Raw genomic sequence first — 22,582 nt, 5'->3', positions numbered from 1 at the left:
CGATGCCCGTTCGTCGCGCCGGCAGACTGCTGCGACGCCCCGGAAGGGACGTCGTACTGGGAGTATCAGTCGGCGGGTTGTTGGATCGGGGCGGATGTTTCCCCGAAGGCGTAGACCAACTGTTCGCCGTCGATCGTCGCTTGGATGCGACTGAGCTCCGGTTGGACGGTCAGGTAGGTCGTCAAGCCGGTCGATTGCGGCGACACGACGCGTTCGAGCTGCTCGTGGATGGTTTGGCCGTCGGTCAGCCGCAGCATGGCGACATCCATTTTCGGCGTCGACTTGTTGACTTCGTAAATCGTTTTGGAACGGGCCAACAACACCACGGGGGATTCGTACGGCTGGTCGACCGTGATGCCCCAGGCGTCGTCCTGGAAATCGCGGTTCCAATTGATCTCACCGGACTGCGTCGACACGGCGATGATCTGGTGCACGGTGCGGTGGGTTTCACCATGCTGGGTCAGCATGTCACCTTTTTGCCGCACGACGGCGTTGGCGGGCAACACCAGGATTTGGCCGTCCATCCACATCGCGTACATCGATTGCAACTCCGGCATCTCCCCGGTGTCGTGACGACACAACTCGGTCGCCTCCAGCAGGTCCCAGATCACCAGTCGGCCGGTGGTATCAAACAGCACCATGTAGCGGTCCTGCAAGATCCGTCCACATCCGCGGCCGGCGACTTGGGTCAGCGGTTGTTTGATCATCGCGTCGATTTCCAACACGACCTCGCCGGCGAACGGATCAACCAACCGCACCGTCGCGGCGGACGATTTGGCGTCGACTTGATAGGCCAACACATGTTTTCCGCTGGTCGCCCAGACCTTTCCATAGTCCCACTCGGCCGATTCGATCGTTCGGCCGTCGAACAGGTCAAACTGCGACACCGAGGAAACAATCCCTTTCATGTACGACACCACGGCGACGCGGTCCCGATCGACCAAAAGGTGTCCGAGTGTGGGGGCCGAAGAGTTGCGCCACAAGGTGTCACTGGTGGTGGCGTCGACGGCCAACAAGTCGCCCGCTTGCAGCACCAAGACGCGATCGCCCAGCACCGGTCCGACGCGGAATTCGCTGATTTGATTGGCGGCGCCGGCGTTGGTCGGGTAGGAAAAATTGGAATCACCGAACACGGTCGTCTCGATCTTGCGCTGGGTGTTGGTCGCCCCATCGGCCCCGAAATCGCGTGCCCACAACGATGCATCGCTGCGGCGACTTCCCTGCATCGCGAACAAGTCCACGGCGGAAATCCGTCCCGGACGCTCCAGAATCATCAACCCGCCACTGATCTTGGCCTTGCGATCTTGGACTCTGGCGGCACGAAATTCATCCATCGGCAATTGCATCACGTTGCCGTTGGGATTTTGAAACATCACCGAACCGCCGCGGTTGACGACTTTCCATCCTTGAAAGGACTGTCCGCCGTAGAGTGTCGGGTCGACAACGGCCTGCAAGAACGTCGAACGTCCCGCACCGGGCAGCGATTGTGATTTCCAGGTCAATGAAATCGGCGCGGTGACATCGATCGACGACGTGGTCGACGCCAGACGGTCGTTCGCCTCGGTCTGCAATTCCACTGCCGCGTCTTTGATTTCCGCCGCCGGATCGGTCTTCAACAAGGCCTCGCTGACCACCACGGCGTCTCGGTACAACGCACCTTCGTTGTAAACCTCGGCCAGCGTGATCGCGCGGTCGGCGGTGAAGTCCAACCGTTGCTGGTCCAGCAACTGCGACGGCAGCGATGCCCCCAACAACAGGCGTTCGGCCAACAACAATTCCCCTTCGGCGATCCGCCGCTTGCCCAGGGTGATGACCAGGTCATCGATCCCTAGCGGTCCGAGTTGCCCGATCATCGCGGAGAGTCGCTTGGTCGATTCCAGACGCGTCGATTCCAAATGTTGTTGCAGCTCTTGCTGAACGATCTGCACTTCGTTTTCTTCTTCGGCGATCCGCATCACTTCGGCCGCGCGGGCGCACACCCAACTGTCCAGCGCACAGTCGCGTGACGGATCGCGGAGGATCGCGTCGTCTTCGTTGCCCACCGGCGAGAGGTCCGTCATCACGCGCGAGAAATCCAGCAACCGCCGGGTCGCGTCGGCGACCGAACGCTTTCGCAGCGCCGATTCGATCCGCAGCGCCAGGAATTCCAGGCGTTGATTCGGCGTGTCGATCAGGGCGTCAAGTTCCTCCTCCAGCCCCGGCGGCGGTGTCGGGTTTTCGCGCAGTTCCCCCAACATCGACGAGATCGACAGCATCAACACGTCGTCGCTGTCGGGATCGATCGTGCGGGCTTTCTGCAGCACCTCAAGCGCCTCGCGGCGCTCTCCCCGTTCACTCAACAGCAGTGCTTTTTGCACCAGGGCGTCCAAGTTATCCGGATCTTCTTTCAAGATGCGTTCGACGCGCGGGCCGAGGGTTTTCTTGCCCAGGGCGACGACCAATCGTGTGGGGCCTTGCGAAATGATCTCGCCGTCGATGGCGATCAAGTTGCCCAGGGGAAACTGGGCGGTCACGCGATCGACCAAGCTGCCGTCGGCCAACGAGATCTCGACCAGTTCGTTTCCGCTGGTCGGGACGATGTACGATTCGTCGCCGAACACGCCCCGGCCGACGATTTGTTGGCCGGCCGAGACCAGCCGTGGGTCGGTGCGCCAGTTCAACCGCCCGCTTTCCAAATCATGGCTGACGACATCGCGGGCGCTGACCATCAAGAACTGATCGTCGCGAACTCCGGCCAGATAGAACGCGGCCTGGCGCGATTTACTGAACCGCTTTTTGCCGTCGACCAGTTCAAAGCAATACAGGTTGTCGGTCGCCGGCGGCGTGACCAGGACACTCAAACCGCTGGCCGTCGCCGCGGAATTGTGCCAACGCTGCAACAATTGATCGGAGGATTGGCCCGAGCGTGAATTGAACATGATGCTGCCCATCGCCCGCCGCTGGTACGAGTTCGCCCAACGCAGCGTTCGGTCGGCCAAATCGACGGCGACGGTCGCACCGGCACCGGTCGGGCAGAGCAACACGCCTTCGTGGTAACTGGGGGTCGCACCGGAGATCCGCCGGATGGCGTCGAATTGAATCCCCGCGCCCTCGATCGCGACGAGTTGCTGTTTCCAAAGCAACTTGCCCGTCGCCGGATCCAACGACACCAACAGAATGTCGCCGGCGATTTCGGCCATCGCATACAGGGCGCCATCGACCGCGATCGGAGCCCCCAAGAAGAACGCTTGGTTCAGCTCGCTTTCGATCGTCGGATTCTGGCCCAGACGCCACAACGTCTTGCCTTCGGTTTCCAATTCCAATGCGACCAAGGTGTTGCGGCCACCGTCGGCCGTACTCGTGTTGCGAACCCCCATCAGCGGATTGATTTGCAGCATCTGAAACGGCGAAAGGTCGTCAAGCAAAAACACCCGTTCGCCATCACTGGTGATTTGGCCATAGGGCAAATCATTCCACACGCGGCGGCTCAGGCGATCCGGCGGCCCCGACGCTCCGGTCCCCAGCATCGCATCGTATTGCTCGGTCTCGGCCGAAACGTCGGTTTGGAACCAGGGGTATTGCCATACCCGTTTTCCCGTGCGGTAGTCCACGCCCCGCAGGCGTTCGGTCGTCCGCATCAACAATTGGTTGCCGACTCGAATCGGCGTCCAACTGGGCGGTACCAATCGCCCACTGGCGGCCAGGTCGTCGGCCTTCTTTCGCAACCGTTGTTCTTCCAGCGGAGTCGCGGTGGTTTCCAACATCCAACGTGGCGTCGAAAGCGGTAGCTGGCCGGCATCGGTTTCGTTGCGCGATGCCGAACCGCCCAGCAACGGATAGTCCGCCGAACGGCTGATCGAATCCGTCTCTGGCAATTGGTAATGTTCGTCGATCCAGCCCCGCCAATCGGTGATCGTTTCGGTTTCAGCGGGATCCCCGACCGTGACTTCCACGCGTGTCGACGCCAGTTCGCGAGGCACCGATCGACCACCCATGCGACAGGCAATCGCGTGCATCGCCAACAGCCCCTGGCCGAGTTGATCGACCGCATGCCGGCTGGACACGACGTCATCAAGCAACAACGAGGCCGCCAGCGGGTGACCGAGATAAAGCTCGCGCTGGGCCAAGATCAGTGACGCTTGGTAACCGGCCGCGGTGTGAAAGTACTTGCGGCGGACTTCGCGAAGCCGCTTCCAGTCTCGCTCGCGCGTCGCTTGCTGGAGTGCCTGTTTGGCCAGGGCGCCGTAGCGAAGTTCGTAGGTGGCGAACGCGTCACTGGGAAGCCCGCCGATCAAGTCGCGGCAATGCCGCAGAAAACTTTGGTCCAAACGCTGTTGGTCGCTGTCTTTGATTTCCAGAAAGAAATCTTGACCGGCGATCGTCGCATCGTCCGTCGGGTCGACATTCCGCTCCAGCAAGTCGCCCAGGATCACCACCGCGTCGCTGTAACGACGGTCATCGATCGCCTCCTGAGCGTCCTTCATTTGCTGGTTCAGCATCCGCGGCGGCGGAATGAACCGCGACATGTTCTGATCGAACCCCACGCCGAAACGGCCTTGCTGGGCCGGGGCACGGTCGCCACGGCCGACCACCAACAACAGTGCCGGCAAGAACACCAGAATCCGGATCGTAGAGAGAAAGCGAAGCGGGGCAGAATTCATATTCGAACGACTTAGCGGTGCGGACCAAAGGAATCGACGCGGCGCGGGCAGCACGCCGCAGCCACCATTGTAGCGCCGCAGGGCAAAGAAGGCGCCCGCAGCTGAGGATTTTCGGGTAGGTTCCCTCTTCCAAATGGCTCCCCTCTCCCCCAGAAAACCTGACTCGCTGGAGCTCGCCAGGTTTACTGGGGGCGAGGGGAGCCAGAATCATCAATCGCGTCTTCTAAAGAGGCGAGCCGACCAACCTATCACTGGCAACATTGTGTTGCTCCCCAAGGGATTGCTCAGCAATAGATTTCACGTCCCTTGCAGCGAACCACAAACCCTCCCAAACACCTCCTCCGGTGTCCCTGCCGCGTCGATGTCGATCACGATGCCGCGGCCGCGATAATGCCCCAGCACCGGCTCGGTGCGATCGCGAAAGACCTTCAACCGGGCCTGGATCGTTTCCGGGGTATCGTCGGCTCGTCCTTCCAAATCCGCCCGTGCGAGCAGCCGCTGGACCAAGACGTCTTCTTGCAGGATCAGGTTGACGACCGAATCGATCCGCTGGTCTCGTTCAGATAGATAAGCCGTCAGCATTTCGGCTTGATTGACGGTGCGGGGAAAACCGTCCAGCAGATAGCCGCGTTGGCAATCCGGTTGTCTCAGCCGCTCGATGATGAACTGCATCATCAGGTCATCGGGGGCGAGCTGCCCGCCGTTGATGTAGCTGGCGACCAATTCGCCCAGCGTCGAATCGTTCCGCGTCGCCCGCAGCATTTCACCGGAGGAAATGTGCGGGATCGCCAACTCGCGACTCAGGCGTCGGCATTGAGTGCCTTTGCCGGCACCCGGCGGACCGATGAAGACGATTCGCACGGGGTTACACGACCGGGCTGACGCCACCACCGGCGCCCTCGAGCAAGCCGCGGTAGTTTCGCATGACCAAGTGACTGTCGATCTTTTGGACCAAGTCAAAGGCCACGCTGACCGCGATCAACAATCCCGTCCCGCCGTAGAACCCGGCGATCGAATACGGCACGCCCAGCGAACCATAAACGATCGTGGGCACGATCGCGACGATCGACAGGAAGCCGGCACCGACGTAGGTGATCCGGACCATCACCTTTTCCAGGTAGTCGGTGGTCCGCTTGCCCGGTCGATACCCGGGAATGAACGTGCCGCTGTCACGCAGGTTGTCGGAGATCTCTTTCGGGTTGAACGTGATCGCCGTCCAGAAGTAACAGAAGAAGAAGATCAGCGCGACGTACAACAGGTTGAAGAAGTAAGACGCCTGGTCTTGCATCGTCAAACTGACCAGGTTCAGGCCTTTAAAGATCGCACCGCCGGTTTCAAACGCACCGGCCAACAATCCAAAGAACACGCCGGGAATCATCAACAAACTGCTGGCGAAAATGATCGGCATCACGCCGGCCTGGTTGATTCGCAACGGCAGGTGTTGCCGCGTGCCGCCGTAGACTTTTCGTCCGCGGGTGAACTTTGCCGATTGCGTCGGGATCTTGCGTTGCCCCAGCGTGATGAACACCACGCCGACGACCACCCCGATGAACAGCACAAACAGCAAGATCAAGGTCTCGATCCCGACCTGACCACGGCTCAGCCCGGTCAATTGGGTTTCCATGTTGCGGATCAATTCGTACAACGCTTTGGGCATCTGGGCCAGAATCCCGGCCATGATCAACAAACTGATCCCGTTGCCGATCCCGTGCTCGTCGATCTGCTCGCCCAGCCACATCAGGAACACACTGCCGCAGGTCATCACCGCGACGGCGACGAATTGCCAGGGCAAATACAGTCCCGTGCCGGCTTCGTTCAAGAAGTTGGCGTTGATGTTGCCGCCGCCCGGACCGCTGGCCGACAGCATGACCGAGACGTAGATCCAGCTTTGGACCAGACAGATGCCGACGGTCAAGTAACGCGTGTATTCGTTGATCTTCTTCTGACCGGCTTGGCCTTCCTTTTTCAGCTCCGCCAGCGCGGGGACGGTGGTCCCGAGCAGCTGCAGAATGATCGACGCGGAAATGTAGGGCATGATGCCCAGGCCGAAGATCGTCAACTGACGCAGGTCGCTGGCGGCGAACAGACTGACCTTTTCCAAAAAGTCGGCCGCGCCTCCGCCGGCGGAATCGGTCGGGGCGTTGTCCACCATCGGCAGCGGGATGTGGAAACCGATCCGGTAAATGGCCAGCAATCCCAGGGTCAGGAAGATTTTCTTCCGCAACTCGGGGATGGTGAACATGATTCGCAGTTTTTCAAGCATTCGCTCGATCCATCGTTGGTTGATTTCGGTTGCGGCAACCCTGGCACTGGGCCGAAACGCTGCCACCTGCGGAAATTTAGTGTTTTTGGCGATCCAAGGCGAGGGCAACGGTCGGGCAAATCAGATCGGCGGCTGAATTCCGATCGGGTTGGCAATCCGCTCGTCCTGGAACAACAAAACGCCAGTCCGCGGGGGCGACTGACGTTTTGAGTGATGCATTCAAATTTGGCTCGCTTGTCTCAAACGAGTGCCTGCCGGCTTATCCGCCGGAGGGGAAGGCATCGATCAGGCTTGCTTCAGCGCCGCGACGCGTTCTTCCGGGGTTCGCTTGGCGACCAGTTTGTTGACCGTTCCGCCGGCGGCGGTGATCTTTTCTTCGGCCGACTTGCTGAACCGGTGGGCCGAGACGGTCAGTTTCTTGGTCAGCTCGCCATCGCCCAGGATCTTGACTTCGTCGAAGCTGCCTTTGGCGACGTCTTTGGCGGCCATCGCTTCCAACGTGACTTCGGCACCGTCTTCGAACGCGTCATTGAGTTTGCCGACGTTGACGGCGAACACGTTGACGGCAAAGCGGTTGTTGAAACCACGTTTGGGAACGCGGCGGAACATCGGCATCGCCCCGCCTTGGAAGCTGGGTTTGCGGCTGTACCCGCTGCGGCTCTTGTGACCTTTGTGGCCGCGAGCCGACGTTTTACCGGTGCCGCTGCCGGGGCCACGGCCGATACGTTTACGTTTGCGGTTCTTTTGAATTCCGCGATGGACATCATTCAGGTTCATAACGAAACCCAGGTAAGCAATGTTGCACGTTGCGTCGCGGCGTGATTCGCTGCGGACGCGTCAATCTTGTTTTAAAAAACTTCTAAGCGGACAATTCTTCGACGGACAACCCACGCAGGGCAGCGGTCTCTTCGCGAGTCCGCAGTTGCTTGAGGGCTTCGACGGTGGCTTTGACCAGCGTGACCGGGTTATTGGTGCCGTAGGATTTGGTCAGAATGTCGTGGATGCCACAGGCTTCACAGACCGCCCGGACGGCTTGTCCGGCGATGATCCCGGTACCGGCACCGGCCGGAATCAGGGTGACCTTGGCGGCTCCGAAGCTGCCCCAGACCTGGTGCGGGATACTGCCTTCGACCAGCGGGACCGTGATCATGTCACGGGTCGCTTGCTTGGTGGCCTTTTGGACGCTCGGCGGCACTTCGTTGGCCTTGCCGTAACCCCAGCCGACCTTGCCCTGCCCGTCGCCGACGACGACCATTGCGGCAAAGCTGAAACGACGACCGCCTTTGACGACTGCCGCACAGCGTTTGATCTTCACCACGCGATCGAGCAAGCCGTCATCTTTCGACTCATCCGCTTGCTTTCCGCCACGACGACGATTTTGGTTGCTTCCGCTACTAATTGTTCCGACCCTCGGTTAGCCGACCCTTCGGCGGGCGGCAAGTTGAATTGGTGTTCGTAATTTCTGCTTTTGATTCTAAAGCACGAGCCCGCTTTCGCGAGCGGCGTCTGCGAACGCTTTGACGCGTCCGTGATACTTGTTGTGTCCGCGATCGAGTTTGACTTCCTTGATCCCCGCCGCTTCGGCCTTTTGGGCGATCGCTTTGCCGACTTCGGCGGCACCGTCGCAGTTGCCGCCGACCTTGACGGTTTCCCGCATCGCCTTGTCACGCGTGCTGGCGCTGGCGAGGGTGCGTCCGGTGTTGTCGTCGATCAACTGCACCGAGAAGTGCTTCAGCGAGCGTTGAACGCACAGACGCGGTCGCTCGGCGGATCCACGAAGGACGTTGCGGACGTGGTTGCGTCGACGAAGTCGTTGCTTTCCGAGTTTTTTGTTTTTGTCCATTGAAGTGCCGTCCTGATAATCGCGGCCGATTCTTGTCGATGCTTGTCTGGTCGAAGCTTGGAACGGGTCTGGCGGGACTACTTGGTCGCCGACTTACCGGGTTTGATCTTAACTTGTTCGCCCTGGTAGCGGATCCCCTTGCCCTTGTAGGGTTCGGGTTTCCGCAGCGAGCGGATTTCGGCGGCGAACTGGCTGACCCGTTGTTTGTCGCAGCCCTGGACGACGACGTGCGTCTGGTCGGGGCAGGTGACGGTCAGGTCGCTGGGGATTTTGCGATGCAGTTCGTTGGCAAACCCGACCCGCAGTTGCAGCGTATCGCCGGAGATGCTGGCCAGGTAACCGACGCCGACGACCTCGAGCCGTTTTTCGTAGCCCTTGGTGACGCCTTCGACCATGTTGTTGATGATCGCGCGGGTCAGCCCGTGCAGTTCGCGGCTGGTTCGGTCTTCGCCGCTGCGAGAGCAGGTGACCGTCTCCCCCTCGACGTCGACCGAGATCTCGGGACGGTGGGTGAACGTCAGTTTGCCCTTGGCTCCCTCGACGGTGATGACACGATCGGCGACGCCGACGGTCACACCGCTGGGGATCTGGACTGGTTTCTTTCCGATACGACTCATTTCAGATCACTTGCTGAAAACGTTGTTTGTACGGGTGTTAGGCGACTTCGCAAAGGATTTCGCCGCCGATCTTTTCGCGTCGCGCTTCACGATCACTGATCACACCTTTGCTGGTGCTGATGATCGTGATGCCCATCCCGCCCAAGACCGGTTTCAGGTCTTTGCAGTGGGCGTACAAGCGGCGTCCGGGTTTGCTCATGCGGCGAATGGATTGGATCACTCGCTCGCCGTTGGAACCGTATTTCAGTTCCAGGCGGAGCAGGTTGACGGGGCTCTCTTCGACCTCCGCCCAATCCCAGATAAAACCTTCGCGCTTCAGCACGTCGGCAATTCCACGCTTGACGCGGCTGGCAGGGATATCCACAAAAGCACGTTCCACGCGAACGGCGTTGCGGATTCGGGTCAACATATCGGCAATCGGGTCTGTCATCATGGCTTTTCGTCGCTCCGTTGTCCTACCAACTGGCCTTACGAACACCGGGGATCAAACCCAAGTTCGCATTTTCGCGGAAACAGATTCGGCACAAACCGAACTTGCGGTAGACCGAACGAGGTCGACCACAGAACTTGCACCGGTTCTCGCGCCGGGTGCTGAACTTCGGCTTCCGATTTGCCTTGGCGATTTTTGATTTACTTGCCACGGGCTGTCTTGGGGTTGCAGCTGTGAAACGGTTCGCAAAATAAAGTGACTGTCAAAGCGTCGCTCACGCGGCGTCGCTCTTACCCGGTGCCGCTTTGAACGGCATGCCGAACAATTCCAACAACGTGCGTGCTTCGTCATCGGTCTTGGCCGACGTGACGTACGTGATGTTCATGCCCTGCGGGCGGGTGAATTTGTCAGGGTTCAGTTCGGGAAAGACCAATTGCTCGGTCAAACCCATCGTGTAGTTCCCGCGGCGGTCGAAGGCTTTGCGGCTGATCCCGCGAAAGTCGCGGACTCGGGGCAGAACGATCGAGACCATCCGGTCCAGGAATTCGTACATGTGTTGTCGACGCAGGGTGACCATGCATCCGATCGGCATGCCTTCACGCAAGCGGAAGTTGGCGATCGATTTGCGGGCGACCGTCATCACCGGTTTTTGACCGGCGATCTGGGTCATCGCATCGTAGGCCAGGTCGAGGATCTTTTTGTCCCCGATCGCTTGGCCGACACCCATGTTCAGCGTGATCTTTTCCAATCGCGGAACCTGGTGCGGATTCTTGTATCCGTAGCGTTCGACGAGCGCCTGGCGGATGGAATCTTCGTAGGTGGTTTGCAGTCGTGGTTTGGTTGCCATGGTTTGCTTCACGCCTTCTTGTATTTGTCACGGGGCGGGGAGATTTTTCCCAGGCTTGCACCGCTCTTCTTTGCAAATCGTTCCTTGGTGCCGTCGTCCAGGTAACGGACTCCGATCCGCGTCGGTTTGTCGGTCGTCGGGTCGATGACCATCACGTTACTGGCGTGGATCGGCATCTCCTTGCTCAGACGTCCCCCTTGTGGGTTTTTCTGGCTTTTGCGGACGTGTTTCCGCACCAATCCGGCACCTTCGACGACAACTTTGTTCTGTTTGCGATCGACGACCAGGACCTTGCCGCGATGACCCTTGTCACCTCCGGCGATCACTAGCACTTCGTCTTCAACTTTGAGCAACATGACTGGAATACTCTGCTTGGACTGGGCGAGCGGTGCCGCCCAATGTGTTTGTTTCGAGATTCGGAACCGGTCGGGTCCCGGATCACTTGGATTCTTAGACCACTTCGTTGGCCAAACTGACGATCTTCATGAAGCTCTGCTCACGCAGCTCCCGAGCGACCGCACCGAAAATCCGCGTGCCGCGGGGGGCCTTGTCTTTGTCGATCAGGACCACGGCGTTGCTGTCGAACTTGATGTAGCTGCCGTCACCGCGACGCGTCGGCGTCTTGGTCCGCACGATGACCGCACGGACGATCGCCTTTTTCTTGATCTCGCTTCCCGGGATCACGCTCTTGACGCTGCAGATGATGACGTCACCGACGCGGGCGAACCGGCGTCGGCTGCCGCCGAGGACCTTGATGCACATCACCTGACGGGCACCGGTGTTGTCGGCAACGTCGAGACGGGTTTCTTGTTGGATCATGGCTGGTTATTGACCTGAAAAATTACTCGCTTTCGGATCCGGCCGACGCAGCCTCTGCTTGTTCGGCTTCCTTGCGTGCGGCACGCAAGGCGACCAAATCGACTTCGGTGCTCTTCTCGATCACCCGCACCAAACGCCACCGCTTCAACTTGCTCAGCGGTTCGGATTCGATGATCTCGACGCGATCGCCGACGCCGGACTCGTTGGCCTCGTCATGGACGTGGCAAACCGTTCGGCGGCTGATGTATTTCTTGTACTTGGGGTGCTTCACCAGACGATTGATTTCGACGCGGCGCGTCTTGTCCATCTTGTCGCTGGTGACGATGCCCGAAACTACGCGTTTTGGCATGGTGCTACGCTTCGGCTGGGGTGTTGTTGGCTGCTTTGCTTCGCTCGGTCTGAATCGTCTTGACTCGAGCGATCAAACGTCGGTTTTTGCGGATGTCGCTGGGCGTGTTCAAACGCTCCGACTGAGACTGGAAACGCAGTCGAAACAAATCGGCAGCCGCTTCGGCCGCGGTTGCTTCGAGCTGTTCGTCGCTCATCTCTCTCAGTTCGCTGTTGCTGGTCATGACCAGGCCTTCGATAAACAAAAGTGATAGGTCGGGTCCGTCGGCTCCATTCGCCCGGCGGCTCAATCGCTGTCTTGTCGGTACCAGAGCCGTTCTCTGGTCCGTGATTTAGAACGTCCGCCGTTCGACGAAGCGTACTTTCACCGGCAGCTTGCTCGCCAATCGGGCGAAACAAACCTTGGCTTGCTGTTCGGTCACACCACCGAGTTCGTAGAGCACGGTCCCCGGCTTGACGACCGCGGCCCAGAAATCCGGTTCACCCTTTCCTTTTCCCATCCGTGTTTCCAGCGGGGTGCTGGTGACGGACTTGTCGGGGAAGATTCGGATGTACAGTTTTCCTTCGCCGCGGACGTATTGCTGGGCTGCGATCCGTCCTGCTTCGATCGTCGTCGCTTTGATCCAACCGGGTTCCAATGACTGGATCCCGTAGTCACCAAAGACGACCGTGTTGCCACGAGTCGCACTACCTTTTATGCGCCCTCTTTGGCTTTTTCGATGCTTGACCCGTTTGGGCATCAGCGCCATCGTTGTCGTCTCCGTAAATACCTTGGTTAATCCAGACCTGAACTCCGATGTGCCCCTGTGGCGTCATCGCTTCGGTCGTTCCGTAATCGATCTTCGCTTGCAATGTGCTCAACGGAATCGAGCCCATGCTTTGTTTTTCTCGGCGTGCCATTTCCGCTCCGCCCAATCGCCCGGCCAGCTGGATCTTGATGCCCTTGGCACCGGCGTCCATCGTCTGTTCCAGCGATCGCTTCATCGTCCGCCGAAAACTCGACCGCTTTTGCAACTGTTGTGCGATGTCCTCGGCGACCAATTGAGCCTGCAGCTCGGGCCGGCCGACCTCTTCGACCTTCAAATTGATCCGGCGGCCGATCAAGTTCTGCAGTTCTGCCTGCAAGATCTCGATCTCTTGACCTTTTTTGCCGATGATCAATCCCGGCCGAGCGACGTACATCATCACTCGCACTTCGTCACGCGTTCGTTCGATCTCGATGCGATCGATCCCGGCGTTTTTATATTGGTTCTTTTTGGGGTGGTTGGTGATGAAGTTCCGCAGTTTGCGGTCTTCGACCAACAGGTCCGCAAAATCTTGTTTCGACGCGTACCATCGACTGCACCAGCCGCGGGTGACACCGGTTCGAAACGCAATTGGGTTGACTTTCTGTCCCATCGTTTACGACTCTTTGATTGTGTTGTTTCCGAGGGGCTTAAATTTCGTCGATCGGCGTCACTTTGACGCTGATGTGGCTGCTGCGTTTTTTGATGATGTGTGCACTGCCGCGTGCCTTGGGACGCATCCGCCGGAACATCGATCCGCCGTCGACTCGCACATCGGTCAAAACCAGGTCGTCGATCCGATGCGGGCTCCCGCCGGTCTGGTCGGGGTCCATCGCGTTTGCAACTGCACTGCGAATCACCTTTTCCAGCATCCGGGCACCACGTTGCGGCTGATACTTCAGCGTATCGAGTGCCTCGTCGGCGTACTGGCCACGCACCAAGTCGGCGACCAGACGCACCTTCTGGGCACTGATCCGAGCGTTGCGATGGCTTGCTACAAATGTTGACATCGTATCGACCTATTTCTTTTTGCCGCCGTGACCCTTGAACGTCCGAGTCGGAGCGAATTCGCCCAACTTGTGACCCACCATATCTTCGGTCACCTGGACGGGGACATGTGCCCGTCCGTTGTGGACCATGAACGTCAGATTGATGAACTCGGGAACGATCGTGCACGCACGCGCCCAAGTCTTAATCGGCGTTTTCTTGCCTTCCTCGGCCTGCTTCTGCACCTTGAAGTACAGCTTCGGGTCGACGTAGGGACCTTTTTTGCTACTGCGGCTCATCGTTCTTCAGCTACCTGATTACTTGTGCAGTTTCAACTGACCGTATCGCTTGCTCTTGCGGCGGCGAACGATCGAGCTGTTACTCGGTTTACGTTTCTGGCGGGTCGCTCCACCCTTGGCACTTTTGCCCTGCGGGCTGACCGGGTGACGACCGCCTTTGGTGCGACCTTCACCACCACCGTGCGGGTGGTCGATCGGGTTCATCGCGGTTCCACGCACGTGCGGGCGGCGTCCCAGCCATCGGGCTCGGCCGGCCTTGCCCAACACCACGTTCATGTGCTCGCTGTTTCCGACCTGGCCGACCGTCGCACGGCAGCGACTGGGGACACGCCGGACTTCACCGCTGGGCAGTTGCAACTGAGCCCAGTCGGCTTCGCGGGCCATCAACGTCGCACCGGTTCCGGCGGATCGGCACAGCACCGCACCTCCACCGATTCGCATCTCGATGCAGCACACGGTGGTGCCCAACGGGATGTGCTTCAGCGGCAAGCAGTTGCCCAGCGTCGGCGGGGCTTCGGGGCCGTTTTGGACCTTGTCGCCCGCCTTCAATCCCGAGGGAGAGATGACGTAGGTTTTCTGGCCGTCGGCGTACTTCAACAGTGCGATCCGGGCGGAGCGGTTGGGGTCGTACTGGACCGAATCGACCGTCGCAGGCACGCCGTCTTTGACGCGGCGAAAGTCGATCACGCGGTACATCTGCTTGTGGCCGCCGCCACGATGCCGAGCGGTGATCTTGCCCTGGTTGTTACGACCACCGGTCTTTCGTTTCGGCTTCAGCAGCCCCTTTTCCACCTTGTAGCCGGGCGTCAGTTCAGCGAAATCGCTGACCGATGCATTTCGGCGACCGGGGCTGGTCGGCTTGTAGATGCGAATTCCCATCGCTGCGTTCTGTCTGGCTGGGAGGAAGTGATCTGGTTTCTGACGGCTCGCCTATCTCGCGGCGAGCTTCTTGGTGACTCTAAAACGACGTGACGCCGGCTTAGAAGAAGTCAATCTTGTGGTCTTCGTGCAAGTGGACGATGGCTCGCCGCCAATCGGACGTCCGCCCGAGCCCGTTGCGGGTCCGACGAAACTTGCCTTTGCGGTTCTGCGTGCACACCTTGTCGACCTTGACATCGAACAGCTTTTCGACGGCTGCTTTGATCTCCGGCTTGGTCGCCATGCGATGCACTTCAAACGCGTATTCGTTATGCCGCGTCGCGCGGTGGACGCCTTTCTCGGTCACGAGCGGACGCAACAGGATCTGATGCGGCTCGAGCTTGATCTTCGTTTCCGGCGGGGCGGGTGGTTGAATTCTTGCCATCGCTCAAATTCTTCTTGGGCTTGGTATGTGAGGTGCGGTCGGGGACTAAACGGCCTGCCCATCGGCAAACGAGCCATCTTTGATTTTGTCCAACGCCGCTTTGGTGACCAGCATTCGCTGTGGCTTGAGCACCGACAGGGCATTCAATTGCCGAACCGGCTGGACGTCGACCCCGGGGATGTTCCGGCCGCTCTTGTAGACCGCGGCATCGGTTTCCGCCGTCGCCACGAGCGTGGTGGTCGAGCCGAGCCCCAACTTCTTCAGCGTCAGGGCGAGTTTCGACGTCTTGGGGGCGTCGTAACTGAGTTGGTCGATGACCAGCATTTCGCCGTCATCGATCTTGCTGCGAATGGCCATCCGCGTCGCACGCTGCAGCGCCTTGCGGGGCAGCCGATAGCTGTAGTCTCGCGGTTTGATCGTCCGCGCCACGCCGCCGCCGCGACGCACGTTCGTTCGCTTCGAACCGGCCCGGGCGTGCCCGGTGCCCTTTTGGCGGTACATTTTCTTGTTCGTACCGCTGACTTCACCGCGGGTTCGGGTGTTGTGGGATCCTTGGCGGGTGTTCGCCTGGTACATCACCACGGCGTCGTGCAGCAACTGCTTGCTGACCCGGTCCGCAATTTGAGCGGAGTCGATTTCGTAGGTTCCGACTTCTTCGCCGGACTCGTTGACGATTGAGAGTGTTGCCATTGGGACTAGCCCACCTTGTTCGTTTGACGGATCGAAACCAGGCCACCATTCGGACCGGGGACAGAACCGCGGACCAACAGCAAGTTGTCCTCCGGCATCACGCGAACCAATTCCAGGTTTCGCGTCGTCACCTTGGCGTTGCCGTACTGACCCGCCATGCGAATGCCCTTGAACAAGCGGCTCGGCGACGCACTGCATCCGGTGCCGCCCGCATGACGGTGGACCTTTTTGACGCCGTGGGTGGCACGCTGTCCGGCGAAGTTGTGCCGCTTCATGACGCCCGAGAAGCCGCGGCCCTTGCTGGTGCCGGTGACGTCGACCCGCTTGACACCGTCGAAAACTTCGACGGTGACCGTTCCGCCGACCGAAAGGTCCGTTTCGCCGCGGAACTCGCGAATGAAACGCTGCGGTTCGCAACCGGCTTTTTCGACAAGCTCGACACCGGCGTCGGCACGCTTTCTAGATCGCTTGCTGTCAAGCTTCGCGACGTGGCCGCGTTCCGCACGAGCCGCAAGACGGCGAGGCTTGTCTTCAAAACCCAACTGGACGGCACTGTAACCGTCGCGATCAATCGAGCGGATCTGGAGCACGTTACACGGGCCGGCCTGGATCACGGTCACGGGGACGACGGTGCCGTCCTCTTCGTAGACCTGAGTCATTCCGATCTTGCGACCAAGTATTGATGGTGACATAGCTCTAGCACCACGGCTTTCGCCGCAGCCATTTATCGCTCGTATCTGGGTTTTGAACTTCTCGCCCCGAACCGGAAGCATGCCGCCGCCTGGGATAGGTGGCTGTTAGCTAGGGTTATCGGGAGCGATATCCGTTCATACGGAATACCGGACCTGAAAACTTTGGGGCATCGGCCCACACTGCTCCGCACAGCGAGGCCAAGACGAAAGGTCGCGACAAGCGACGCTTCGCACTATCGGGCCGAAGCTTTGATTTTGATGTCCACCCCTGCAGGCAGACTCAGTTTGTTCAGTGCTTCAATCGTCTTCGCGGTTGCTTGGACGATGTCGATCAGTCGCTTGTGCGTCCGAATCTCGTACTGCTGACGAGCCTTCTTGTTGACAAACGGGCTTGAAAGCACGGTGTATCGCTCAACACGCGTCGGCAACGGGATCGGCCCGTGCACTTCGCTGTGCGTTCGCTTGACCGTGTCCACGATTTCCTGGGCACTCTGATCGAGCACGGAGTGATCGTATGCTTCCATACGAATCCGAATAACTTCGTTGGCTCCGGCTGACACAGTACGCTTCCAGTAAAAAGGGTGGCGAAACAAAGAACAGGGGGCACTCGGCGGTGTGGCCGAGCAAAACTCGCGAGGCGTTCGTCTCACGGGAGGGCGAGAATTTAGGGGCGGCCTTGGTGAGCGTCAACGGCTCTTCGCGAAAACTATTGAAAAGTTTCTCGAAATTGGCTGCGGGGGGATTCTGCGGGGTTTTTCTGGGGATCGGCGTGGCGGAAAACCAAGGGGTTGGGCGATTTGTCCAATCGACATGCATCTCGCGGGCCGGTATGAGATTGGCTTGGTCGCCCCCGCCTGGATCAGGCGAATGCGCGTTTGCCGGAGCGACCGGCCGGGATGCCGGCATTTCAGACAACCTCGATGGAGTAAATGTATCGTGAATCAGCTTGGCGGGCTCTGGCGTGACACCTGGTGGGTGTGGATCGGCTTTGTGGTGCTCACCATCGTCCTGGGCGTCACCGTCGGGCGATTCTTTTATCTGCTAATCCCCTGTTTGCCGGTGCCGTTCGCGTATTTTGCTTTCAATCGTTACGACGAGCAGGGCAACGAGAAGGCGGATCTGTAGCGGTTGCTGCCTGGCAGCGGGTTATCGCCGGGCAGCGGGTTATTGCCGGCTTGCCTTCTGGGTGAATTGCAAATTGCAAAATAAACATTGCAAATTGGTAATTGGTTTCCGTTGCAGTCGGCCAGTAGCAGGGTTGTGCCTCGGCCGTCGCTGTCTTGCCAGGGGCGTGGCGAATCCACTCGTTTGCGCTTCGGGCTCGTGTGAAAAGTGGCGTCTTCGAAGGACGTGGCTGCGGGCGTTGCGCTGTAGCTCCCTGTGTGTGCAGCGGGCTGCCCTGCCAGGCAGAGGTCGTGCGGTTTTTGGAAGAAACCCTCCTGGCAGGAGGGTCGAGCGCAGCGAGGGGAGGTCGAACGGTGAATCGCTGGACAAGCTTTTGTCCGCCGGTCCTGTGAAATCGCGGATCAACCCTCCCCGCGTCGTCGCTCACTCCTCCGCGCCCCTCTCAAGGGGAGGGTGAAGTCGCAAACGCCTGTTAAACCAGAGGTTAAAAACCGCACGACCTCGCCAGGGAGGGTCTGTCTTAACTTGATACCTACGGTGGTGATGGGCGCTCAGGCTTCTCTAGCGGCGGCGATTCTCGGCCACGAGGGCGGATTCGGCTTTGGCTGCCCCGGAATTTGCAATTTGCAATGTTCATTTTGCAATTTGCAATCGCCCCTTCGCCCACGGGCAACTTGACGCGGTCGCCGGAAAACGCGGCCGGCCACGGCCCGCGGGATCTTTTTAGCCGAGGCCTCTTCTCTCGGCTGGCGTCTCTCTCCCGGCTGGCGTCGAGGGCTGGTACGAAAAAAGGCACCCGCGGCTGGGCCGGGGTGCCTTTTTTGCTATCGAGAGCGGCTGATGGGATTCGAACCCACGACAATCACGTTGGCAACGTGATGCTCTGCCAACTGAGCTACAGCCGCATCGCTTTTCGAATGAGGGGGAGATTATCAACAGATTCTGAGAATCGGCAAGCCCTGCAGAGAACTTGAGCCGGATTGTTTTTGGAAATCGTCTCGAATCTGCATCAAACGCCCAAAGCGGCGTAAAATCGCGGCGGCGACTTGCCGATTTTGACTCGACCGCGATAGATTACGGGCTTCTCCAGCAAACAAAGCAGATCGCTGCAGCGAAAAATCGCATGATCGCATTGCAGTCGAGATAAAATTTTTCCACCCCGTCCCCGTGCAAGGTGCGTTACAGGATGTCCACGTCCATTGATTCTCCCGCAAACGCCGATGAAGCGACCCCACTCCAGCTGGACGTCCAGGTCAGCTCTCCCCAGGCGTGTGTTCGCGACGTCGTCGTGACCGTCCCCGAATCCGAAGTCCAACGTTATTTAAAAGAAGCCTACGACGAATTGGTCCCCGAAGCCCAGGTGCCGGGCTTCCGCAGCGGCCGCGCCCCGCGGCGTTTGGTTGAAAAGCAGTTCAAGGAGCGTGTTGTCGAGCAGGTCAAGGGCAAGCTGTTGATGGACGCCCTGTCCCAAGTCACCGACAGCCAAGACTTTTCGGCGATCAGCGAGCCGGACTTTGATTACAACTCGATTCCCGATCCCGGCGAAGGAGCGTTCTCGTTCCAATTCTCGATCGAAGTTCGCCCCGAGTTTGAAACGCCCAACTGGAAGGGTCTGGAACTGTCCAAGCCGGTCGAAACGATCGACGACGAGGCGGTCACCACCGCACTGCAACGTGTCCTCAAGGATCGCGCCGATTTCGAGGCGACCGACGAACCGGCGGAACTGGGCGACAAGCTGGTCGTGACAATCCGCTTCAAGGAAGGCGATGAAGTGCTGTCGACCCTGGAAGAGGAAAATATCACGCTCGCCGCGGCACTGTCGCTCAGCGACGGCGTGTGCGAATCCTTCGGCGCCGATGTCGTCGGTAAAAAGGAAGGCGATACCGTCACCACGCCGGTCAAGCTCGGGGAAGGTGCCGGTGAAGGCGAAGACGAACGCACGATCGTCGCCGAAGTCGAACTAGTCGAGGTTCAAAAACTGGAAGAGGTCGAACTGACCAGCAACCTGCTGGAAGAACTCGGCGATTTTGAATCCGAAGAAGAACTCCGCGAGTTCATCAAGGATTCGTTGGTTCGCCAAGCCGAATATCGGACGCAACAAGCCGTTCGCCAAAAGGTGACCAACCTGTTGGCCGAATCGGTCACGTTCGAATTGCCCGAAGACCTGGTCCGCCGTCAAACCAACCGCGAACTGCAACGGCGAGTTCTGGAAATGCGTCGCAACGGGTTTGACGACACGACGATCCGTGGCATCGTCAACGCGTTGCAGCAAAACGCGCGAGCGTCGACCGAAGCGGCATTGCGTGAGCACTTTGTGTTGGAGCAGATCGCCGAAGAGGAATCGCTGGACGCCGAACCGCAGGAATTCGAAAACGAAATCATGCTGATCGCTCAGCAATCCGGTCAAAGTCTGCGACGAACCCGGGCCCGGTTGGAAAAGACCGGCCAGATGGATGCCTTGCGCAACCAGATCGTCGAACGCAAAGTGATCGAGTTGGTCGTCGAAAACGCCAAGGTCACCGAAGAAGAGGTCTCCGCCGACGCCGACGATTCGTCCAACGCGTCGTACCCGGTTTCACACAGCATCCTGGCGACGAAATTCGACTCGGAGATCCCCGAAGCGAAGTACGAGGACAACCGTGTTCCCGAGTCGCCGTTGCCGGGGTCGTCCGAGCAAGAGAAGGACTGATTTCCGGCCGGGGTGAGCGAGCAACGACAACCGATGGGAGTCGAACGGATCGATGGCGTTTTTGTCAACAAGTGTCGGAAGTAACGCGCTCGGTTCAGGCGTGGACTCCGCCGCTGGCTCAGTCAGCGGCGGACCGGAACGCTTTGAATTGGTCGACGAAGAGACATCGATCGGACGCCACCCCGATTGCAGCATCGTTGTCGATGCCGGGGCGGTCAGCCGTTACCACGCCAAGGTCGTTCGCCAGGACGACCAGTTCACCGTGTTCGATCTGGGCAGCCGAAACGGCACCTTCCTGAACGGCCAACTGCTCTCCGGCGGCCAAATCCTTCGCGAGGGAGACCGGATCCGGATCAGCGACATCGAGCTGGTGTTCCACAGCGACAGCGTCCCCGAATTCGCCGCCGGCGGTTCGGCGGAAATGACTTTCAGCGGTTCCAGTTTCGGGATCGTGATGGTCGATGACGACTCGGACAGCTCGCGTGTCGTCGCCCCGCAGGTGGAGTTCGAAAAATCCGGCGACGGCCTGAAGATGCGGGCCACGCCGGAGGCCAAACTCGAAGCGCTGCTCAAGATCAATCGCAACCTCAGCAACACGCTGTCGCTCGATAGCGTGCTGCCGGGCATCTTGGACAGCCTGTTTTCAATCTTTCCTTCGGCCGACCGCGGTTTCATCGTGATGGAAACCGAAGACGGCGGGCTGCAAACCCGTTGGATCAAAACCCGTCAGGCACGCGACGAAACCGAAACGGTGCGGATCAGCCGAACGATCATTCGCCGTGTGATCTCCAGCGGCGAAGCGCTGCTGTCCTTCGACGCGATGCAGGATAGCCGATTCAACAGCAGCGAATCGATCGCCGATTTTTCGATCAAGAGCATGATTTGCGCGCCGCTGGGCGATGCCCAGGGCAACCGATTCGGCGCGATCCAAATCGATTCGACGCAAGGCCGCGGCCAGTTCGTCGAAGAAGACATCGATCTGTTGTCCGGTGTGGCCGCCCAAGCGGGCATCCTGATCACCAACGCCCAGATGCACGAACAGGCGTTGCATCAACGCGAGGTCGAACAGGACCTGAAGCTCGCCACCGACGTCCAAAAGGCGTTCTTGCCCCAGCAACCGCCCGACGCCTCCGGTTATGCCGTCGAAAGCTATTACCAGGCGGCCAATCATATCGGCGGCGACTACTTCGATTACATCCAGTTGAGCGACGGCAAGATCGGGATCGTCGTCGCCGATGTCGTGGGCCACGGCGTCGCGGCAGCCATGTTCATGGCCAAATTGTCCGCCGAGACCCGGTTCTGCCTGGCCGGTGAACCCGACGTCGCACGGGCGATCGAAAAGCTGAACGACCGGATGAGCGAGTTGGGCGTCGATCGATTCGTGACGTTCCTGTTGGTCGTCATCGATCCGGCCAGCAGCCAAGCCACGATCGTCAACGCCGGCCACATGCCCCCGATCTGGCGACACGCAGGCAACGGCGAAATCACCGAGCCCGGCGGGGAGGAATCCGGGTTGCCGATCGCGATCGATTCCGGAATGGAATACGAAGCGGTCAATGTCCAGGTCGAACCCGGTGACGTCTTGCTGCTGTACACCGACGGCGTCAATGAGGCGATGGATGCCAAGGACAACGAATTCGGCATCGAAGCGATCCGCCGGCTGGCCGCCAAAGAAAGCGATGCGGGGGCCATCAAAGACCGCATCGTCGACGCGGTGCTCGAGCACGTCGGCGACGCACCACCGTTTGACGACATGTGCCTGGTCGTGATCCAGCGGACCCAGCCGCCGGAGGCCGCCGCGGGACCCGGACCGGTCGACACGGTCGGCAACGACGACATCGATACGGCACTGCGATGAACGTCCGATTGATCGCACGCTATCGGGGACGCGTCCAAGGCGTCGGCTTTCGAGCCACCGTGCTGTTTCATGCGCGGGGATTGGACATCCACGGGTTTGTCCGCAACGAACCCGACGGGAGCGTGTTGGTGGACGCCGACGGCGCGAAAGGCCAATTGAAGGAACTGGTCGATCGCATCGCAACTCGACCGGCCGGTTCGATCGACGATTGTGATCTTAGCTGGACCGATTCGCTGCAACGCTCCAACGGCTTTTCCATCGGATAAGCGACAAGCGGTTCAGTCGTGTGGGATAGGCTTCCAGCCTGTCATCGCGGCAGCGACGCCCCTTCTCCGGCGCCGTTCACC

General features: G+C 59.6%; 27 protein-coding genes and 1 tRNA gene. 4 read left to right on the top strand and 24 right to left on the bottom strand.

The genetic code is table 11. The annotated features are described in order from the left end of the window. Window positions 1-65: 65 nt before the first annotated feature. The 23 genes from H1B37_RS19740 to rpsJ all read right to left on the bottom strand — a co-directional run bounded on the left by H1B37_RS19740 (window position 66) and on the right by rpsJ (window position 17,123). On the bottom strand, window positions 66-4,640 hold the full coding sequence (locus H1B37_RS19740) for an outer membrane protein assembly factor BamB family protein (protein ID WP_182868371.1): 4,575 nt from the start codon (window positions 4,638-4,640) through the stop codon (window positions 66-68). Window positions 4,641-4,937: 297 nt separating this feature from the next. Continuing rightward, window positions 4,938-5,501: an adenylate kinase gene (locus tag H1B37_RS19735; protein WP_182868370.1), complete on the bottom strand. Its 564-nt coding sequence runs from the start codon at window positions 5,499-5,501 to the stop codon at window positions 4,938-4,940. A 4-nt stretch (window positions 5,502-5,505) separates the two neighbouring features. Beyond that, window positions 5,506-6,903 (bottom strand): preprotein translocase subunit SecY, encoded by a 1,398-nt coding sequence (secY, locus tag H1B37_RS19730; RefSeq protein WP_147867015.1) that lies wholly within the window; start codon window positions 6,901-6,903, stop codon window positions 5,506-5,508. A 285-nt stretch (window positions 6,904-7,188) separates the two neighbouring features. After that, complete coding sequence (gene rplO / locus H1B37_RS19725) at window positions 7,189-7,680, bottom strand: 50S ribosomal protein L15 (protein ID WP_182868369.1); 492 nt, start codon at window positions 7,678-7,680, stop codon at window positions 7,189-7,191. Window positions 7,681-7,762: 82 nt separating this feature from the next. After that, window positions 7,763-8,233, bottom strand: a complete 471-nt coding sequence (gene rpsE / locus H1B37_RS19720; protein ID WP_220498277.1) for a 30S ribosomal protein S5 — start codon at window positions 8,231-8,233, stop codon at window positions 7,763-7,765. Window positions 8,234-8,377: 144 nt separating this feature from the next. Then, window positions 8,378-8,746 carry a 50S ribosomal protein L18 gene (gene rplR / locus H1B37_RS19715; protein WP_182868368.1) on the bottom strand — a complete coding sequence of 123 codons (369 nt, stop codon included), beginning with the start codon at window positions 8,744-8,746 and terminating at the stop codon, window positions 8,378-8,380. Between the two features lie 77 nt (window positions 8,747-8,823). Next, window positions 8,824-9,363, bottom strand: coding sequence for a 50S ribosomal protein L6 (gene rplF / locus H1B37_RS19710; protein WP_182868367.1), 540 nt, complete (start codon window positions 9,361-9,363; stop codon window positions 8,824-8,826). A gap of 37 nt (window positions 9,364-9,400) precedes the next feature. Next, window positions 9,401-9,796: a 30S ribosomal protein S8 gene (gene rpsH / locus H1B37_RS19705; protein ID WP_147867010.1), complete on the bottom strand. Its 396-nt coding sequence runs from the start codon at window positions 9,794-9,796 to the stop codon at window positions 9,401-9,403. 22 nt (window positions 9,797-9,818) lie between these two features. Beyond that, complete coding sequence (locus H1B37_RS19700; protein WP_095738320.1) at window positions 9,819-10,004, bottom strand: type Z 30S ribosomal protein S14; 186 nt, start codon at window positions 10,002-10,004, stop codon at window positions 9,819-9,821. Between the two features lie 63 nt (window positions 10,005-10,067). Continuing rightward, window positions 10,068-10,640 carry a 50S ribosomal protein L5 gene (gene rplE / locus H1B37_RS19695; protein ID WP_182868366.1) on the bottom strand — a complete coding sequence of 191 codons (573 nt, stop codon included), beginning with the start codon at window positions 10,638-10,640 and terminating at the stop codon, window positions 10,068-10,070. 8 nt (window positions 10,641-10,648) lie between these two features. Continuing rightward, window positions 10,649-10,996 (bottom strand): 50S ribosomal protein L24, encoded by a 348-nt coding sequence (gene rplX, locus H1B37_RS19690; RefSeq protein ID WP_147867008.1) that lies wholly within the window; start codon window positions 10,994-10,996, stop codon window positions 10,649-10,651. Between the two features lie 94 nt (window positions 10,997-11,090). Further along, window positions 11,091-11,459, bottom strand: coding sequence for a 50S ribosomal protein L14 (gene rplN, locus H1B37_RS19685; RefSeq protein ID WP_147867007.1), 369 nt, complete (start codon window positions 11,457-11,459; stop codon window positions 11,091-11,093). Between the two features lie 22 nt (window positions 11,460-11,481). Beyond that, window positions 11,482-11,808 (bottom strand): 30S ribosomal protein S17, encoded by a 327-nt coding sequence (gene rpsQ / locus H1B37_RS19680; protein WP_182868365.1) that lies wholly within the window; start codon window positions 11,806-11,808, stop codon window positions 11,482-11,484. Window positions 11,809-11,812: 4 nt separating this feature from the next. Next, window positions 11,813-12,031, bottom strand: a complete 219-nt coding sequence (gene rpmC, locus H1B37_RS19675; protein ID WP_095738324.1) for a 50S ribosomal protein L29 — start codon at window positions 12,029-12,031, stop codon at window positions 11,813-11,815. A 108-nt stretch (window positions 12,032-12,139) separates the two neighbouring features. Further along, window positions 12,140-12,547: a 50S ribosomal protein L16 gene (gene rplP / locus H1B37_RS19670; protein ID WP_286177921.1), complete on the bottom strand. Its 408-nt coding sequence runs from the start codon at window positions 12,545-12,547 to the stop codon at window positions 12,140-12,142. Then, window positions 12,495-13,205: a 30S ribosomal protein S3 gene (gene rpsC, locus H1B37_RS19665; protein WP_147867004.1), complete on the bottom strand. Its 711-nt coding sequence runs from the start codon at window positions 13,203-13,205 to the stop codon at window positions 12,495-12,497. The genes rplP and rpsC overlap by 53 nt, the downstream gene beginning before the upstream one ends. Before the next feature lie 37 nt (window positions 13,206-13,242). Then, window positions 13,243-13,602 (bottom strand): 50S ribosomal protein L22, encoded by a 360-nt coding sequence (gene rplV, locus H1B37_RS19660; protein WP_182868363.1) that lies wholly within the window; start codon window positions 13,600-13,602, stop codon window positions 13,243-13,245. Window positions 13,603-13,611: 9 nt separating this feature from the next. Next, window positions 13,612-13,878 carry a 30S ribosomal protein S19 gene (gene rpsS / locus H1B37_RS19655; RefSeq protein WP_147867002.1) on the bottom strand — a complete coding sequence of 89 codons (267 nt, stop codon included), beginning with the start codon at window positions 13,876-13,878 and terminating at the stop codon, window positions 13,612-13,614. An 18-nt stretch (window positions 13,879-13,896) separates the two neighbouring features. Further along, window positions 13,897-14,757, bottom strand: a complete 861-nt coding sequence (rplB, locus tag H1B37_RS19650) for a 50S ribosomal protein L2 (protein ID WP_182868362.1) — start codon at window positions 14,755-14,757, stop codon at window positions 13,897-13,899. Window positions 14,758-14,857: 100 nt separating this feature from the next. Further along, window positions 14,858-15,181, bottom strand: coding sequence for a 50S ribosomal protein L23 (gene rplW / locus H1B37_RS19645; protein ID WP_182868361.1), 324 nt, complete (start codon window positions 15,179-15,181; stop codon window positions 14,858-14,860). A 45-nt stretch (window positions 15,182-15,226) separates the two neighbouring features. Then, on the bottom strand, window positions 15,227-15,871 hold the full coding sequence (rplD, locus tag H1B37_RS19640; RefSeq protein ID WP_182868360.1) for a 50S ribosomal protein L4: 645 nt from the start codon (window positions 15,869-15,871) through the stop codon (window positions 15,227-15,229). 5 nt (window positions 15,872-15,876) lie between these two features. Further along, window positions 15,877-16,530, bottom strand: a complete 654-nt coding sequence (gene rplC, locus H1B37_RS19635) for a 50S ribosomal protein L3 (RefSeq protein ID WP_220498276.1) — start codon at window positions 16,528-16,530, stop codon at window positions 15,877-15,879. Between the two features lie 266 nt (window positions 16,531-16,796). Beyond that, window positions 16,797-17,123 (bottom strand): 30S ribosomal protein S10, encoded by a 327-nt coding sequence (gene rpsJ / locus H1B37_RS19630; RefSeq protein ID WP_147871869.1) that lies wholly within the window; start codon window positions 17,121-17,123, stop codon window positions 16,797-16,799. Window positions 17,124-17,499: 376 nt separating this feature from the next. Here rpsJ and H1B37_RS19625 point away from each other — a divergent pair, with 376 nt between their 5' ends. After that, window positions 17,500-17,688 carry a hypothetical protein gene (locus H1B37_RS19625; RefSeq protein ID WP_182868358.1) on the top strand — a complete coding sequence of 63 codons (189 nt, stop codon included), beginning with the start codon at window positions 17,500-17,502 and terminating at the stop codon, window positions 17,686-17,688. Between the two features lie 832 nt (window positions 17,689-18,520). Here H1B37_RS19625 and H1B37_RS19620 read toward each other — a convergent pair. Further along, window positions 18,521-18,593: transfer RNA gene (locus H1B37_RS19620), tRNA-Gly, on the bottom strand. Window positions 18,594-18,874: 281 nt separating this feature from the next. Here H1B37_RS19620 and tig point away from each other — a divergent pair. The 3 genes from tig to H1B37_RS19605 are packed head-to-tail and all read left to right on the top strand — an operon-like array spanning window position 18,875 to window position 22,501. Continuing rightward, window positions 18,875-20,377 (top strand): trigger factor, encoded by a 1,503-nt coding sequence (gene tig, locus H1B37_RS19615; RefSeq protein ID WP_182868357.1) that lies wholly within the window; start codon window positions 18,875-18,877, stop codon window positions 20,375-20,377. Between the two features lie 52 nt (window positions 20,378-20,429). Next, entirely contained in the window at window positions 20,430-22,235 is a 1,806-nt protein-coding gene (locus H1B37_RS19610; protein ID WP_182868356.1) for a SpoIIE family protein phosphatase, read from the top strand. Then, a complete protein-coding gene (locus H1B37_RS19605; RefSeq protein WP_182868355.1) occupies window positions 22,232-22,501 on the top strand; it encodes an acylphosphatase in 270 nt (89 codons plus the stop codon). Before H1B37_RS19610 ends, H1B37_RS19605 begins: the two co-directional genes overlap by 4 nt. Window positions 22,502-22,582: the final 81 nt, after the last annotated feature.

It is taken from the genome of Stieleria mannarensis (assembly GCF_014154935.1).
GTDB lineage: Bacteria > Planctomycetota > Planctomycetia > Pirellulales > Pirellulaceae > Stieleria > Stieleria mannarensis.
This window is presented reverse-complemented; position numbering and strand designations above follow the sequence as displayed.